This window comes from Acidovorax sp. SUPP2825 (assembly GCF_030158995.1).
Lineage (GTDB): Bacteria > Pseudomonadota > Gammaproteobacteria > Burkholderiales > Burkholderiaceae_C > Paracidovorax.
In genome coordinates this window covers 36,862-52,577 of sequence record NZ_BQXK01000014.1, presented here as the reverse complement: position 1 = coordinate 52,577, position 15,716 = coordinate 36,862, and the positions used below count along the sequence as shown (strand labels likewise).

The window sequence follows — 15,716 nt, the reverse complement described above, 5'->3', positions numbered from 1 at the left end:
TGGCCCACCTCCCATCGGCTGAACGGACATGAACTTTCGCTCCCGCCCCACCGAAGCGCCGGAAATCAACCTGATTCCGTTCATCGACGTGCTGCTCGTGGTGCTCATCTTCCTGATGCTGTCCACCACCTACAGCAAGTTCACCGAGCTGCAACTGACGCTGCCCGTGGCCGATGCCGAGCAGCAGCGCGATCACCCCAAGGAAGTGATCGTGGCCGTCGCCGCAGATGGCCGCTATGCCATCAACAAGCTGGCGGTCGAGGGCAAGAGCGTGGACGTGGTGGCCCAGGCATTGGCCACAGCGGCCAGCGCCGGCAAGGACAGCGTCGTCATCATCAGTGCCGACGCCAATTCGCCGCACCAGGCGGTGGTCACCGTCATGGAAGCCGCGCGCCGCGTGGGCCTGTCGCAGATCACCTTCGCCACCCAGTCCACGGCCAGCGCCGGCAAGTAGCCGCGATGGCTGCCGCCGGGCCGCAGCCGCCCTCTGCACCCTCTTCCACCGCCCCCCATACCCAGGCATCCACCCTGCAAGCGGCCTGGAAACGGCGTGGACCGCTGGCTTGGGCGCTGTGGCCGCTGTCCTGCCTGTATCGGACCGCTGTGGCCATCCGGCGAGCGCTTTATCGGCTGGGCGTCCTGCGCGCCGAGCGCATGGCGGTGCCGGTGATCGTGGTGGGCAACGTGATCGCCGGAGGGGCCGGCAAGACCCCGGTCACGCAGGCCATCGTGCGGCATCTCGTGGCGCGCGGATGGCAGCCTGGCGTGGTGTCGCGCGGCTACGGGCGGTCCACCGACGACTGCCGCGAAGTGTTCGCGGACAGCCGCGCGACCGAAGTGGGCGACGAGCCGTTGCTGATCGCGAAGCGCACGGGCGTTCCCGTGTTCGTGGCGCGGCACCGGGCAAAGGCGGGGCGCGCACTGCTGGCGCAGCATCCCCGCACCGATGTGATCGTTTGCGACGACGGCCTGCAGCATCTGGCACTTGCCCGCGACATCGAGGTCTGCGTGTTCAACGACGACGGCGTGGGCAACGGATTCCTCTTGCCCGCCGGCCCGCTGCGCGAACCCTGGCCCCGCCGTGTCGACTGCGTGCTTCATGCGGGAGGAGCGCCGGCCGGCGCATCCCCGGCGTTCTCCCTGAGACGCTCGCTCGGGCCGGACGCCATGCGTGCGGACGGCAGTGCCGCGCCGCTGGCGCAGTGGCGCCACCAGCCCTTGCACGCCGTGGCCGCCATCGCGAGGCCACAGGAATTCTTTGCCATGCTGCGGGCAAAAGGGCTCACGCTGCAGCAGACCACCGCCTTGCCGGATCACTATGATTTTGATAGCTGGAAAGGCAATCAACCCGCCGGCATGACGCTCGTTTGCACCGAAAAAGACGCCACCAAACTGTGGCGACTCCACCCCGAAGCGCTGGCCGTGCCGCTGCACCTGGAAATCGACAGCGCTTTTTTCTCCCTGCTGGACGAGCGTTTGCGGGCCGCCACGCGCCGCTCGCTATCATCGCCCTCCGAATGACCCCGAAGCCACTACCGCCATGGATCCCAAACTGCTCGAACTGCTGGTCTGCCCCGTCACCAAGGGCTCGCTCACTTTCAACCGGGAGCGGCAGGAACTGGTGTCGCGCAGCGCCCGCCTGGCCTACCCGGTGCGCGACGGCATTCCGGTGCTGCTCGAAAACGAAGCACGCACCCTGACGGACGAGGAGCTGGAGGCGTGACCGCGCCTGCCACGCCCTTCACCATCCTGATACCGGCGCGGCTGGCCTCCACGCGGCTGCCCGACAAGCCGCTGGCCGACATCGCCGGGCTGCCCATGGTGGTGCGCGTGGCGCAACGCGCGGCGCAAAGCCAGGCCACCCGCGTGGTCGTGGCCACGGACGATGCCCGCATCCTTGCAGCCTGCCAGGCGCATGGCGTGCAGGCCCTGCTCACGCGGCCCGACCATCCGAGCGGCAGCGACCGCCTGGCTGAGGCCTGCGAACAACTGGGCCTGGCAGGCGACGACATCGTGGTGAACGTGCAGGGCGACGAACCGCTGATCGATCCCGCGCTGATCAATGCCGTGGCCGCCCTGCTTCCGGCCCGCACGGACGCCAGCATGGGGACCGCCGCCCATGCCATCGGCACGCTGGCCGACTACACCAACCCCAATGTCGTGAAGGTCGTGCTCGATGCGCGCGGTCTGGCGCACTACTTCAGCCGGGCGCCCATTCCGCATGCACGCGACCATGCCGGCGCTGCCTGGTGGACGCAGGGGCCCGATGGCGCGGCCCCCGGCGTGCCGCCAGGGTATACGCCGCTGCGCCACATCGGCCTCTACAGCTATCGCGCCGCATTCCTTCGGCAGTTTCCGGCCCTGCCGCCTGCGCCCACTGAAGCGGTCGAGGCACTGGAGCAGTTGCGGGCGCTGTGGCACGGCCACCGCATCGCCGTGCATGTGACCGCTTCGGCACCTGGCCCCGGCGTGGACACCCCCCAGGATCTGGAACGCGTGCGAGCGCTGTTTTCCTAGCGTTTTCAAAGTCCCCGCCGTGTCAGGAAAGCGCGTGGACCCGCGTGCTATCCTTGCCCGCGATCAGAGCGCCGCATCCCGGGCCGGAGGCAAGCCCGTGGCCAGTGGCGCCAGCCGAATTCAACACTTAGAGGACATCCATGAGACTGATTCTTTTGGGCGCACCCGGCGCCGGAAAGGGCACGCAGGCCGCATTCATTTGCCAGAAATACGGTATTCCGCAAATCTCCACCGGTGACATGCTGCGCGCCGCCGTCAAGGCGGGCACGCCGCTGGGGCAGCAGGCCAAGGCCGTCATGGATGCGGGGGCGCTGGTCAGCGACGACCTCATCATCAATCTCGTGAAAGAGCGCATTGCACAGCCCGACTGCACGTCCGGCTTCCTGTTCGACGGATTTCCCCGCACCATCCCGCAGGCCGACGCCATGAAGGCCGCGGGCGTCAAGCTCGACTATGTGCTCGAGATCGACGTGCCCTTCGATGCCATCATCGAACGCATGAGCGGCCGCCGCTCCCACCCGGCCAGCGGTCGCACGTACCACGTCAAGTTCAACCCGCCCAAGGTGGAAGGCAAGGACGACGTGACCGGCGAAGACCTCATCCAGCGCGAAGACGACAAGGAGGCCACCGTCAAGAAGCGCCTGGATGTGTACAGCGCCCAGACCCGTCCGCTGGTGGAGTACTACTCCAGCTGGGCCAAGTCCGATCCGGCCGGCGCGCCCAAATACCGCGCCATCAGCGGCACGGGCAGCGTGGAAGAGATCACCCAGCGCGCGCTGGCCGCACTGGCTGGTTGATTTCTGACTGAACCCACACGGCACCTCGGCCGTGCCTGAAACGCCCCGCTCTGCGGGGCGTTGCCGTTTCAGGGGCGCCGAGGCCGGGCCAGCAGATCGAGCAGCAGGCTGATGCGGGCCTTCACCGGGCTCAACCCCTCCGAATGGGGCAAGGCGTCCCCCGGCTTGGGCAGCACCCGGCCCAGCGGGCAGCGGGTGGCCACGCGCACTTCCACTCCGCTCTCGTGCGCGCGCTCCAGGGCTTTGCCCAGGGCGTGGTGCAGCGTGCCGTTGCCCGTCGCCGCTACCACAAGGCCGTCCACGCCGTCGAGTACCAGCAGGTCGACGATGCGGCCGTCGGCGCCGACATGGTTCATGAGCACCTCCACCCGCGGCCAAAGGTAGGTATTGGCGATGTGGTGAAGCGCATCCGATCTCGGAACCGAAGGGGCTGGCCAGCCATTGGTCAGGCGAACCGCGCCCTCCTCCACCCAGCCCAGCGGCCCGGCGTCCCCTGAACTGAAGGCATCCACGCGATAGGGGTGCACTTTCTGCACGTTGCGCGCGGTGTGGATCGTGCCCGCCACCACGGCCAGCACCCCGCGCGCCCCGGGCGTGGCCGCCAGTGCCACCGCATCGAGCAGGTTCTGCGGGCCGTCCGGGGCGATCGCCGTCGCCGGCCGCATGGCGCAGGCCAGCACCACGGGGCGTTGGGTAGTGTCCAGGACCGAATCCAGGAACCATGCCGTCTCCTCCAGCGTGTCGGTGCCGTGCGTGACCACGATCCCGCGCACGTCGGGGTCCGCCAGCAGCTGCGTGCAGCGGTGGGCCAGTTGCCGCCATACGGCGAAATCCATGTCCTTGCTGTCGATCTGTGCGATCTGCTCGGCCTCGATCCGGCCACGGGCCGCCTGCGCCAACCCGGGAATCGCCTCCAGCAGCTGCCCCACGCCCACCTGACCGGCGGTATAGCCGATGTTGTCTCCGGCCTCGGCGGCCTTGCCCGCGATGGTTCCGCCGGTGCCCAGCACCACGATTTTTCCTGTGCCCACTTGCACGCTCCAAAAAACTGGTTAAAAATACAGTGACTGGATTAAAAAACAGGCCTCTCTCTGCCTATCCGTTCAGCACCGGAGTCACTCATGTTCGACAGTCCCAAGCTCACCGCCCGCCAGCAGCAGATCCTCGATCTGATCCAGACCGCCATCTCCCGCACCGGCGCGCCCCCCACCCGGGCGGAAATTGCCGCCGAGTTCGGCTTCAAATCCGCCAACGCGGCAGAAGAGCACTTGCAGGCCCTGGCCCGCAAGGGCGTCATCGAACTGGTCAGCGGCACGTCGCGCGGCATCCGGCTGCGCAGCGACACGGTGCGCTCCATCAATGCCGCCCGCGGCACCCAGTTCAACCTGCCCATCCCGGGTCTTTCGCAGCTGTCGCTTCCCCTGGTGGGGCGGGTGGCGGCAGGGTCGCCCATTCTCGCGCAGGAACATGTCGACCAGACCTACAGCGTGGAGGGCAGCCTGTTCCAGCACAAGCCGGATTACCTGCTCAAGGTGCGCGGCATGTCCATGCGCGATGCGGGCATCATGGACGGCGACCTGCTCGCCGTGCAATCCACCCGCGAGGCGCGCAACGGCCAGATCATCGTGGCCCGGCTGGGCGATGACGTCACCGTCAAGCGCCTGCGCCGCACGGCCACGGCCATCGAGCTGCTGCCCGAAAACCCCGACTACCCCGTCATCACCGTGCATCCGGGCGAGCCTTTCGAAATCGAAGGGCTCGCCGTGGGCCTGATCCGCAACACCATGCTGATGTAGCCCAGCGCACACCGCCGCAGGTGGCGGGCGTCTGGCGGCCAGGGGCATGAAGCCCTGGCCAGCCAACCCTGCGGCAGTGTGTTTTTCCTCGGCAATCCTGCCTGTGTTCAACCCCCTCGCACTTCGCTGGAGTTTTCACATGGGATTTGCCCTGCTCGCTTTTTCTTCCTTTTCGCAACCGCTGAATGCGTTGGCGCGGTGGCTGCGTGCCCCTGCCTGCCGCCCTCCGCAGCAGGACCGCAGGGCCGCCGCAGGCCAGCCGGGCGGCGGCGCCAGCGGCAGAGGCACGGTGCATGCCGTTGCCCCGGGCCTCCATGCCGACGCCATCGGCCCGTCCGCCACGCGGCGGGCAGCCATCGAACCGCTGCCATGCACCGCCTTGGAAAGTGCGGCGGCAGAGGGCCTGCCGTGTCCTCCAGCGCTTGCTCCGCTGCCCCGGCGCTTCGTGGTGGTTCGGCCGCGGCAGGTACCGCCCGACCAGCCCGTTTCAGCATGGCCTCCCACGCCGGCGGCCACCCCGTCTGCACGGGCATGGTCCAGTACCAGCGCCAATGACAGTGCGGCATTTGCGGGTTGCAGCCGCCCCCGGCCCGCTGTGCGCCCGCTGCGGGTGCTGGATCGCCGCGGTCCCGGTGCGGCGGCGCGCGTGCTGATCTCCGGCCGCATGGCCGATGTCTGCGCGGAACTGGACCGCCTCGTGCGGGCCGAGGCGGCCTTGCAGGCGCCCCATTGAGGCCGCACATCCCGGCCGCACCGAAAGCCCGGCAGCGCTGAAGCACCCGGAGGTGCTTGGTGGGTGCTCAGGAGAAGCCGCTCCGCGATGAATGGGGACAAGCAGCATTGGGCGAGTCATCCACCATGGGTCCCGTGCCCCGCCGCCCACCGTACCGGTGTCGATGCGAAGCGCCGCGCGGCACAGCCTGGCTGCCCGCCTCAGCTGTTGAGTTGCGCCCAGAGCTTGTCCAGCCGCTTCACGCTCACCGGCTGCGGGGTTCGCAACTCCTGGGCGAAAAAGCTCACCCGCAACTCTTCCAGCAGCCAGCGCAGTTCCTGCATGCGCGCATCCACCGCGCCCTTGCGTTCGGCCACCAGGCGCCAGTAGCGCTGCTCCTGCGGGCGCAGTTCGGCAAGCTTGGCGGCGTCGCGCGCCGGATCGGCGCGGTATTTGTCCAGCCGCAGCGTGATCGCCTTGAGGTAGCGGGCAAAGTGCGCCAGTTGCGCCCACGGTGCCGCGGCCAGGAACGCCTTGGGCATGAGGCGCTGCAACTGCTGCTGCGCGTCCTGCACGGCTTCGGGTGCGTTCTTGGTGTCCTTGATCTTGCGGGCTGCGGCAGCGTACTCCAGCAAGATCGTGCCGGCGAGCCGAGCGACCTCGTTGGCGATCAGGGTGAGCCGGCCGCGCCCCTCGTCCACCCGGCGCTTGAATGCGGCTTCATCGGTGGGCAACGGATCGAGCAGGAAGGCCCGGTCCAGCGCCACGTCGATGATCTGGCTGCGCAGTTCTTCCTGCGTGCCCAGCGGCATGTAGGCCACGGCCATCTTCTGCAGGTCGGGAATGTTCTTTTCCAGGTACTTGAGCGCGTCCTTGATCTGCAGCGCGAACAGGCGGCGCAGGCCCGCACGGTGCCGGGCGGCGGCCAGCTCGGGCTCGTCGAACACCTCGATCGTGACGGCATCGCCGCCGTCGATGAGCGCGGGAAAGCCGATCAGCGTCTGGCCGCCCTTGCGGATCTCCATCAGCTCGGGCAGCTCGCCAAAGGTCCATGCGGTGTGGCGCTGACCGGCGGGCGCCTGCCGGGCCGCAGCGGCGGCTGGCGCGAAAGCGGCCGGAGCCGTCACCGCCGCAGCGCTGCGGCGCCCCGCTGCATCGGGAGATGCTTCACTTTTGATAGCAGCATGCCCTAGTACTTCTTGCGCTGGAGCCTGTTTTTCTTCAAAACCCTTGGCATCGCCACCCAGCTTGAGCCCTGCCAGGGCCTGGAAGGCGCCGCGCGCCTTCGCACCCCATTCGGCCTTGAGGGCGCCCAGGTTGCGCCCATGGCCGAGCTGGCGCCCGTGTTCGTCCACCACGCGGAAGTTCATGAACAGGTGCGGGCTCAGCATGTCGAGCTTGAAATCGGCCCGCTTGACGTCGAGCGAGGTCTCATCGCGCACCTGCTTGAGCAGCACCTCGACCAGGCCGCCGTGGCCGAAGCGTTCGGGCGTGCCGAGCAGCCCGGCCAGCCGGGCGGCGCTGTCGGGCAACGGCACGAACCGGCTGCGGGGGCGCTGCGGCAGGCTCTTGAGCAGGGCCTGGATCTTGGGCTGCAGCATGCCGGGCACCAGCCATTCGCAGCGCTCGTCGCTCACCTGGTTGAGCACGAACAGCGGCACGGTGACCGTGATGCCGTCGCGCGCATCGCCCGGCTCGTGCAGGTAGCTCGCGGCGCAATCCACGCCGCCCAGCCGCACCGTGCGCGGGAAGGCATTGCCGGTGATGCCCGCGGCCTCGTGGCGCATGAGTTCTTCGCGCGTCAGCTTGAGCAGGTCGGGGTTCGACGCGCTCGCCTCGCGGTACCACGCCTCAAAGCTGTGCCCGCTGCACACGTCGGCCGGCAACTGCTGGTCGTAGAAGGCATAGATCAGTTCGTCGTCCACCAGCACGTCCTGTCGGCGCGACTTGTGTTCGAGCTCTTCGACCTTGGCGATGAGCTTGTGGTTGGCAGCCAGAAAAGGCAGACGGGTTTCCCACTGCCCGCCGATCAGCGCCTCGCGAATGAAGATGTCGCGCGCTGCATAAGGGTCCACCTTGCCGAAGTTCACCCGCCGGTTGTTGTAGATGACGATGCCGTACAGCGTGGCGCGCTCCAGCGCGTTGACCTCGGCCGCCTTCTTTTCCCAATGCGGGTCGAGCAGCTGCTTCTTGAGCAGGTGCCCGCCCAGTTGCTCGATCCACTGCGGCTCGATGGCCGCGATGCCCCGGCCGAAGAGGCGCGTGGTCTCCACCAGCTCGGCCGCGACGATCCAGCGCCCGGGCTTCTTGGACAGGTGCGCGCCCGGGTGCTTGTAGAACTTGATGCCGCGTGCGCCCAGGTACCAGTCGTCCTCGTCGCTCTTGACGCCGATGTTGCCCAACAACCCGGCCAGCATGGACAGGTGGATCTGCTCGTAGCTGGCAGGGCGGTCGTTGATGCGCCAGCGGTGTTCGGTCACCACGGTCAGCAACTGCGTGTGGATGTCGCGCCACTCGCGCAGTCGGCGCACGCTGATGAAGTTCTGGCGCAGCAGCGATTCGTACTGGCGGTTGCTGAGCTTGTGGGTGGGCGCAGCCGCTGCGGCCTCGGTGGCCGCTGGCGGCATCACGGCCGCCGCGGCCATGCGCTGTGCCACGGGCAGCACGGCCTGCGAGGGTGCGCCCTTGCGTGCGGCCTGCTTCTGCATGCGCGCCGACGGCAGGGTGGTCGCGCCACCCCGCGCTTCGTTGATCCATTTCCACAGCTTGAGGTAGCCGCTGAACTCGCTCTTTTCGTCGTCGAACTTGGCGTGGGCCTGGTCGGCCTGCTGCTGCGCATCCATGGGGCGGTCGCGCACGTCCTGCACGCTCAGGGCGCTGGCGATGATGAGCACCTCGTCCAGCGCCTGGCGCTCCCTCGCCTCCAGGATCATGCGGCCCACGCGCGGGTCGAGCGGCAGGCGCGACAGCTCCTGGCCCATCGGCGTGAGTTCGTTGGATTCGTCCACCGCGCCCAGTTCGCCCAGCAACTGGTAGCCGTCGGCGATCGCGCGGCCCGAAGGCGCCTCGATGAAAGGGAACTGCGCCACGTCGCCCAGGTGCAGCGACTTCATGCGCAGGATGACGCCGGCCAGCGAGGACCGCAAAATTTCTGGGTCGGTGAACCGGGGCCGGCCGTTGAAGTCGGCCTCGTCGTAGAGCCGGATGCAGATGCCGTTGGCCACTCGGCCGCAACGGCCCGCGCGCTGGTTGGCGGCGGCCTGGCTGACGGGCTCGACCATCAGCTGTTCCACCTTGCTGCGGAAGCTGTAGCGCTTGACGCGCGCGGTGCCGGCATCGATCACGTAGCGGACGCCAGGCACGGTGAGCGAGGTCTCGGCCACGTTGGTGGCCAGCACGATGCGCCGGCCCGTGTGCCCGTCGAAGATGCGGTCCTGCTCGGCCTGCGACAGCCGCGCGAACAGGGGCAGCACCTCGGCATTGCGCATCACCGGCTGGTGCGCCAGGTGCTTGCGCAGATGGTCGGCCGCCTCGCGGATCTCGCGCTCGCCGGGCAGGAAGACGAGGATGTCGCCGCCCGCGTTGCCGGCCCACAGCTCGTCCACGCCGTCGGCGATGGCTTCGTTCAGGCCGTAGTCGCGCGACTCTTCGAACGGGCGCCAGCGCTGCTCGACCGGAAAGGTCCGGCCCGACACGTAGATGATGGGCGCCGGAATCAGCTCCGCGCCCTGCGGCCCTGCGGTGTGGGGCGCATCGCCTGGTTTGGAGCGGCCCGGCAGGCGCCGCGGCAAGGCGAAATGTTTGGCAAAGCGGTCGGCATCGATGGTGGCCGACGTGACGATCACCTTCAGGTCGGGCCGGCGCGGCAGGATTTGCCGCAGGTAGCCCAACAGGAAATCGATGTTCAGGCTGCGCTCGTGCGCCTCGTCGATGATGAGCGTGTCGTAGGCCTTGAGCAGCGGGTCGGTCTGGGTCTCCGCCAGCAGGATGCCGTCCGTCATGAGCTTGACCGAGGCGTCGCGCGACAGCCGGTCCTGGAACCGCACCTTGTAGCCCACCACGTCGCCCAGCGGGGTCTGCAGCTCTTCGGCGATGCGCTTGGCCACGCTGCTGGCAGCGATGCGCCGCGGCTGCGTGTGGCCGATGAGCTGGCCTTTCTGTCCCGGCGCGGCGTTGCATTTGCCGCGCCCCAATGCCAGCGCGATCTTGGGCAGTTGCGTGGTCTTGCCCGAGCCGGTCTCCCCGCACACGATGATGACCTGGTGCTCCCGCATCGCCGCCATGATTTCGTCGCGCCGCGCCGAGACGGGCAGCGACGGCGGGAAGGTGATGCGCAACGGCGCGTTGGGCGCCCCGGGGGTGGAGGAAGAAGGGGAAGAAGAGGAAGGCGCGGATTCGGTCATGAAGGGCTGCATTATCCGAGCCCGCCGTTGGCCCTGCACAACAAGGGCCGCCAGGGGCCACGGCAGGCCTTGCCACGCCCGCGAAGCCGCTTCGATAATCGCGCCTTCGCTTCACCAGCGCAGCAACGAGCACCCTTGCTGCGCACCTTTCAGGAGCTGTCTTTCCATGCCTCATTTGTTCAACACCCCCCACTGAACACGGTTCCTCGCCCCGGCTGAACCGTGTCGCTCACACACCGTTCAGCCAAGGCTGCTGCGCTCCCCCGCCCATTCGAATGGGGGTGCGCCGCACGAAAGCCCTGGCTTGCTCAGCCGGGGCTTTTTGCTTTTCAGGAATCGCACATGAGTGCTCAGAAACGTTCCCGCGCCTTCCAGCAAGGCCGGGTCAAGGCCTTGCGCCGCATGAAGCAGCCGATGGTGCTGCACCTCGAAGCCAGCGCAGCGCCGCGCAACCCGGTGGCCCGCGCGCTGGCGGCGCGCGGCACCAGCGCCGCGGCGGGCAAGCACATCCGCAGCCAGGGCGCGCAGCGCCGCGCCGACCGAGTGGCGCTGCAGCGTGCCGTGCGCCGCGGCGCGGACGGCTGATCCGCCGGTGCTCACCGGGCACCAGGCCGGCAGGGCACCGTGGACCGGACCCTTCCGTGGAAAAATGACACGATCGGGTCCGGCCCACACCCCCTCTTCTCCTCGCTGCCCTGCGCAGCCGCACACATGCCCGCCACAGCCTCCGCCACTCCCGCCCTTGCCGAACACGCCACCCAGGCCAGGGCGGCCGGGCCCGCCGACCGGCGCCGGCACGTCGTGGTGATCGGGGCCGGCATCGTAGGCACGGTGTGCGCGATCGAGATGCTGCGCTCCGGCCGCCAGGTCACGCTGCTCAACCCCCATGCCCCCGCCGGCGAAGAAGCCACCAGCTACGGCAATGCGGGCTGGCTGTCTTCCCACTCCATTCTTCCGCCCGCAGGGCCCGGCATGTGGAAGCAGGTGCCTGGCTACCTGCTGGACCCGCAGGGCCCGCTCACCGTGCGCTGGGGCTACCTGCCCCGCGCCCTGCCGTGGCTGTGGCGCTTCTTGCGCTCGGGCCGCACGCCCGCGCACGTGGCCCGCACCGCGCATGCCCTGCGCCAATTGCTGCGCGATGCGCCGGCGCTGCATGCCCGGCTGGCCAGCGAAGCCGGCGTCCCGCATCTGGTGGCCCAGCGCGGCCTGCTGCACGCCTACCGCTCGCGGGCGGACTTCGAGGCAGATGCGCTGGGCTGGCGGCTTCGCGGCGAGGAAGGCATCGCGTTCGAGACGGTGGAAGGCGCCAGCCTGCGCGCGCAGGAGCCCGACCTGGCCTCGGCTTACGGCTTCGGCGTGCGCGTGGCCGAAGCCGGCCACTGCGCCAACCCCGGCGCCTACCTCGCTGCCCTGGTGGCCCATGCGCAATCCCTCGGCGCGCGCTGGGTCACGGGCCAGGCCACCGGGCTGCACATCGAGGCAGGCCGTCTGCACGCCGTGCGGACCGACCAGGGCGACCTGCCCTGCCAGGGTGCGGTCATCGCGGCGGGCGCCTATTCGCGGCCGCTGGCCCGAGCCGCCGGCGACCGTGTGTGGCTGGACACCGAGCGCGGGTACCATGCGATGCTGGACGTGCAGGCCCGCGCCGGGGAGCGCCCGCCCGCCGGCCCCCGTACCTCCACGATGGTGATGGACCGCAAACTCATCGTGCACCAGATGGCGCACGGCCTGCGGGTGGCGGGCCAGGTGGAGATCGCCGGCCTGCACGCCGCACCCGACTGGCGCCGCGCCCGCATCCTGCTGGGACACCTATTCGATCTGTACCCTTCGCTGCCCCGCGCCGCACTGGAGGACGGCGCCCGCTTCTGGATGGGTCGGCGTCCGAGCACCAGCGACGGACTGCCCTGCATCGGCCCCGCCAGCGCCTGTGCTGACGTCATCCATGCCTATGGCCACGGCCATGTAGGCCTGGGCGCTTCGGCCCGCACGGGACGGGTGGTGGCGCAGTGCATGGACGGGCAGCCTCCCGAGATCGACCTGGCGCCGTTCCGTCCGCAGCGATGGCGACGATAATTCGGCCGCAGCGGAAAACGCCCCGCCCTCCCCACGCAACCTGCGCCGCTCCGCAGGGTGCAGTCCCCGCTCTCTTCACCTTTCGCCATGTCCGCCGTCTTCAACTTCACCTTCGTCCCCTGGTTCCGCTCGGTTGCGCCGTACATCCACAAGTTCCGCCACCAGACCTTCGTGATCGGGCTCACGGGCGAGGCCATCGCGGCCGGCAAGCTCCAGGCCATCGCGCAGGACCTGGCCATGATCCAGGCGATGGGCGTGAAGATCGTGCTCGTGCACGGCTTTCGCCCGCAGGTGAACGAGCAGCTCGCGGCCAAGGGGCATGCCGAGAAGTATTCGCACGGCATCCGCGTCACCGATTCGGTGGCGCTCGACTGCGCGCAGGAGGCCGCGGGCCAGTTGCGCTACGAGATCGAGGCCGCCTTCAGCCAGGGCCTGCCCAACACGCCGATGGCGGGCTCCACGGTGCGCGTGATCTCCGGCAACTTTCTGACGGCCCGGCCCGTGGGCATCGTGGACGGGGTGGATTTCCAGCATTCGGGCCTGGTCCGCAAGGTGGATGTGGCGGGCATCCGGCGCTCGCTCGACATGGATGCGCTGGTGCTGCTGTCGCCCTTCGGCTTCTCGCCCACCGGCGAGGCCTTCAACCTGACGATGGAAGAGGTCGCGACCTCGGTGGCGATCGCGCTCAAGGCCGACAAGCTGGTCTTCGTGTGCGAGGTGCCCGGCATCCGCATGAACCCCGACGAACCCGAAAGCGACGACAACCCCATCGACACGGAACTGCCGCTGGCCCAGGCCCGGCAGATGCTGGCCCGCGTGCCGCCCAGCCAGCGGCCGACCGACACCGCGTTCTATCTGCAGCACTGCGTGAAGGCCTGCCAGAACGGCGTGGAGCGCAGCCACATCATTCCTTTCGCGGTGGACGGTGCGCTGCTGCTGGAGATCTACGTGCACGACGGCATCGGCACCATGGTGGTCGATGAAAAACTGGAAGAACTGCGCGAGGCGACGCCGGACGACGTGGGCGGCATCCTGCAGCTGATCGAGCCGTTCGAGAAGGACGGCACGCTCGTCAAGCGCGACCGCACCGAGATCGAACGCGACATCGCCAACTACACCATCATCGAACACGACGGCGTGATCTTCGGCTGCGCGGCGCTCTACCCCTATCCGGAGGGCCGCACGGCCGAGATGGCGGCCGTGACCGTGTCGCCGCACAGCCAGGGCACGGGCGATGGCGAAAAGCTGCTCAAGCGCATCGAGCAGCGGGCGCGGGGGATGGGGCTGACCAGCCTGTTCGTGCTGACGACACGCACCATGCACTGGTTCATCAAGCGCGGCTTCCAGCCCGTGGACCCCGAGTGGCTGCCCGAAGCCCGCAAGCGCAAGTACAACTGGGACCGCCGCAGCCAGGTGCTCGTCAAGAAACTGTAGGCGGCGGCCCGGCCTGCGGCCACACCGCTCAGGCAGCGACCGCCCGGGCCACCTGGCGCGCCACCTCGGCGATGGTGGCATCGCGCTTTTCAGGTGCCGCCGTGGTCTGGGTCATGTAGCAGGTGACCACGATGGGGGCGCCGCCGCCGGGCGGCCACAGCACGCCGATGTCGTTGGAAGAACCCTGGTTGCCCGTGCCTGTCTTGTCGCCCACCTGCCAGCCCGGCACGCCGGCACGCAGCCGCTTGTCGCCCGTCTTCGTGGCCACGATCCATTCGACCAGCTGGGCGCGCGAGGCCGGGCTCAGTGCATCGCCCAACGCCACCTTGCGCAGCGACTGCAGCATGGCCTGCGGCGTGGTGGTGTCGCGCGGATCGCCCGCGATGGCCTCGTTCAGCGTGGGCTCGGTGCGGTCCAGCCGCGTCACCGTGTCGCCCAGGCTCCGCGCGAAGGCGGTGAAGCCCTGCGGGCCGCCGTGGCGCGACAGCAGCAGGTTGGCCGCGGTGTTGTCGCTCAGCGTGACGGTGCCTTCGCACAGCTCGCCGACCGTGATGCCGACGTCGCCCACGCGCTTTTCCGTCACCGGCGAATAGGCCACGAGCGCCGACCCGTCGAAATGCACCCGGCGGTCCAACGCCTCCTGGCCCCGGTCGACCCGCTCCAGCATCCACGCGGCCAGCAGCAGCTTGAAGGTGCTGGCCATGGGAAAGCGCTCGTCCTGGCGCCAGCCCAGCGACAGCCCGGAGCCCGTGTCGAGCATGGCGACCCCGAGCCGCGCCTTGGGGTGGCCGTCCAGTGCCGATTCAAGCTGCCGCATGGCGGCCTGCCAGGCCACCTCCCGCGCGTTGCGCTGGCCCGCTGGCGCGGCGGCATGGGCCGGGCCGGCCCACAAGGCGGCCGTCGAAGCGGCGGCCACGGCGGCGAAGAGATCAAAGGAAAACTGGCGTCTTTGCATGGAATGAACCTGTCGTTGGAAGCAAGAAGACCCGAACGATAGAGACATGTCGGCCAGAGCACCATCGACAATAATCGGGAAGAGCCCCAAGAAAAACTACTTGCTACTTGCCTGCCTGATTCCGACGCCATGCACCTGCCCCTCAATGCCCTGCGCGCCTTCGAGGTCTCGGCGCGCCACCTCAACCTCACCCGTGCAGCCCAGGAGCTGTGCGTGACCCAGACCGCGGTCAGCCAGCACATCCGCAACCTCGAAGAGCGCCTGGGCAAACCGCTGTTTCGGCGCCTGCCGCGTGGACTGGCACTGACGGACGAAGGCCTGGCTCTGCTGCCGGTGCTGGCCGACGCGTTCGGCCGCATTGCCGGTGCCCTGGAACAGTTCAGCGACACCCGCCCCCGCGAAGTGCTCACCGTCGGCGCCGTGGGCACCTTCGCCGTGGGGTGGCTGCTGCCGCGGCTGCGCGAGTTCCAGCAGGCGTGCCCCTTCGTGGACCTGCGCCTGCTGACGCACAACAACCGGGTGGACATCGCGGGCGAGGGACTGGACTGCGCCATCCGGTTCGGGGACGGCGCCTGGCATGGCACCGAGGCCGACCGCCTGCTGGAAGCGCCGCTGTCCGCCATGTGCGCGCCCTCCATCGCACCCCGGCTGCGGGCGCCGGCCGACCTGGCGCACGAATCGCTGCTGCGTTCTTACCGCGCGGACGAGTGGGCCGCCTGGTTCAGCGCCGCCGGTGTGCCCTGCCCGCTCGTGCGGGGCACGGTGTTCGACTCCTCCCTGGCCTTGGCCGAGGCCGCCGCGCAGGGCGCGGGCGTGGCGCTGCTGCCGGTGCGGCTTTTTCAAAGGGAGTTGCAACAGGGGCGGCTCGTGCAGCCCTTCGGCACGCGCATCGCATTGGGTGCCTACTGGCTCACGCGCTTGAAATCCCGCCCGCCCAGTGCTGCGCTGCAGGCCTTTCGCGGCTGGCTGCTGGCCGGCTGCGGCAGCCTGCCGGGAGAACCGGCCTGATCGCCCCTCACACGCTCCGCT

General features: G+C 69.0%; 14 protein-coding genes. 11 read left to right on the top strand and 3 right to left on the bottom strand.

Annotated elements, in window-relative coordinates; translation table 11 throughout:
* The first annotated feature begins 28 nt into the window (after nucleotides 1-28).
* From AVAK2825_RS17540 to adk, 5 genes are all read left to right on the top strand, one after another.
* Nucleotides 29-454 carry an ExbD/TolR family protein gene (locus AVAK2825_RS17540; protein WP_272569076.1) on the top strand — a complete coding sequence of 142 codons (426 nt, stop codon included), beginning with the start codon at nucleotides 29-31 and terminating at the stop codon, nucleotides 452-454.
* A gap of 5 nt (nucleotides 455-459) precedes the next feature.
* A complete protein-coding gene (lpxK, locus tag AVAK2825_RS17535; RefSeq protein ID WP_284401204.1) occupies nucleotides 460-1,521 on the top strand; it encodes a tetraacyldisaccharide 4'-kinase in 1,062 nt (353 codons plus the stop codon).
* A 19-nt stretch (nucleotides 1,522-1,540) separates the two neighbouring features.
* A complete protein-coding gene (locus AVAK2825_RS17530; protein ID WP_272547767.1) occupies nucleotides 1,541-1,723 on the top strand; it encodes a Trm112 family protein in 183 nt (60 codons plus the stop codon).
* Complete coding sequence (gene kdsB / locus AVAK2825_RS17525; protein WP_284401203.1) at nucleotides 1,720-2,517, top strand: 3-deoxy-manno-octulosonate cytidylyltransferase; 798 nt, start codon at nucleotides 1,720-1,722, stop codon at nucleotides 2,515-2,517. Before AVAK2825_RS17530 ends, kdsB begins: the two co-directional genes overlap by 4 nt.
* A gap of 140 nt (nucleotides 2,518-2,657) precedes the next feature.
* Nucleotides 2,658-3,314 carry an adenylate kinase gene (adk, locus tag AVAK2825_RS17520; RefSeq protein WP_284401202.1) on the top strand — a complete coding sequence of 219 codons (657 nt, stop codon included), beginning with the start codon at nucleotides 2,658-2,660 and terminating at the stop codon, nucleotides 3,312-3,314.
* 68 nt (nucleotides 3,315-3,382) lie between these two features.
* Here adk and AVAK2825_RS17515 read toward each other — a convergent pair whose 3' ends face one another.
* Nucleotides 3,383-4,351, bottom strand: coding sequence for an asparaginase (locus AVAK2825_RS17515; RefSeq protein WP_284401201.1), 969 nt, complete (start codon nucleotides 4,349-4,351; stop codon nucleotides 3,383-3,385).
* An 84-nt stretch (nucleotides 4,352-4,435) separates the two neighbouring features.
* Between AVAK2825_RS17515 and lexA the strand changes: the two genes are divergently transcribed.
* Both lexA and AVAK2825_RS17505 read left to right on the top strand, forming a co-directional pair.
* Nucleotides 4,436-5,110 (top strand): transcriptional repressor LexA, encoded by a 675-nt coding sequence (gene lexA, locus AVAK2825_RS17510; protein WP_284401200.1) that lies wholly within the window; start codon nucleotides 4,436-4,438, stop codon nucleotides 5,108-5,110.
* A 139-nt stretch (nucleotides 5,111-5,249) separates the two neighbouring features.
* Entirely contained in the window at nucleotides 5,250-5,843 is a 594-nt protein-coding gene (locus tag AVAK2825_RS17505) for a hypothetical protein (protein ID WP_284401199.1), read from the top strand.
* 200 nt (nucleotides 5,844-6,043) lie between these two features.
* Here AVAK2825_RS17505 and hrpA read toward each other — a convergent pair whose 3' ends face one another.
* The gene (gene hrpA / locus AVAK2825_RS17500) at nucleotides 6,044-10,225 is read right to left on the bottom strand and encodes an ATP-dependent RNA helicase HrpA (protein WP_284401198.1); all 4,182 of its coding nucleotides are present in this window, start codon (nucleotides 10,223-10,225) and stop codon (nucleotides 6,044-6,046) included.
* A gap of 342 nt (nucleotides 10,226-10,567) precedes the next feature.
* On the opposite strand from hrpA, the gene AVAK2825_RS17495 reads away from it, so the two are divergent.
* From AVAK2825_RS17495 to argA, 3 genes are all read left to right on the top strand, one after another.
* Nucleotides 10,568-10,810 (top strand): hypothetical protein, encoded by a 243-nt coding sequence (locus tag AVAK2825_RS17495; RefSeq protein ID WP_284401197.1) that lies wholly within the window; start codon nucleotides 10,568-10,570, stop codon nucleotides 10,808-10,810.
* A 126-nt stretch (nucleotides 10,811-10,936) separates the two neighbouring features.
* The gene (locus AVAK2825_RS17490; RefSeq protein ID WP_284401196.1) at nucleotides 10,937-12,298 is read left to right on the top strand and encodes an NAD(P)/FAD-dependent oxidoreductase; all 1,362 of its coding nucleotides are present in this window, start codon (nucleotides 10,937-10,939) and stop codon (nucleotides 12,296-12,298) included.
* An 87-nt stretch (nucleotides 12,299-12,385) separates the two neighbouring features.
* A complete protein-coding gene (gene argA, locus AVAK2825_RS17485) occupies nucleotides 12,386-13,732 on the top strand; it encodes an amino-acid N-acetyltransferase (RefSeq protein ID WP_284401195.1) in 1,347 nt (448 codons plus the stop codon).
* Between the two features lie 28 nt (nucleotides 13,733-13,760).
* Here the strand turns inward: argA and bla are convergent, their stop codons facing one another.
* A complete protein-coding gene (gene bla, locus AVAK2825_RS17480; RefSeq protein ID WP_284401194.1) occupies nucleotides 13,761-14,687 on the bottom strand; it encodes a class A beta-lactamase in 927 nt (308 codons plus the stop codon).
* Between the two features lie 129 nt (nucleotides 14,688-14,816).
* On the opposite strand from bla, the gene AVAK2825_RS17475 reads away from it, so the two are divergent.
* Nucleotides 14,817-15,695 (top strand): LysR family transcriptional regulator, encoded by an 879-nt coding sequence (locus AVAK2825_RS17475; RefSeq protein ID WP_284401193.1) that lies wholly within the window; start codon nucleotides 14,817-14,819, stop codon nucleotides 15,693-15,695.
* The last annotated feature ends 21 nt before the right edge of the window (nucleotides 15,696-15,716 follow it).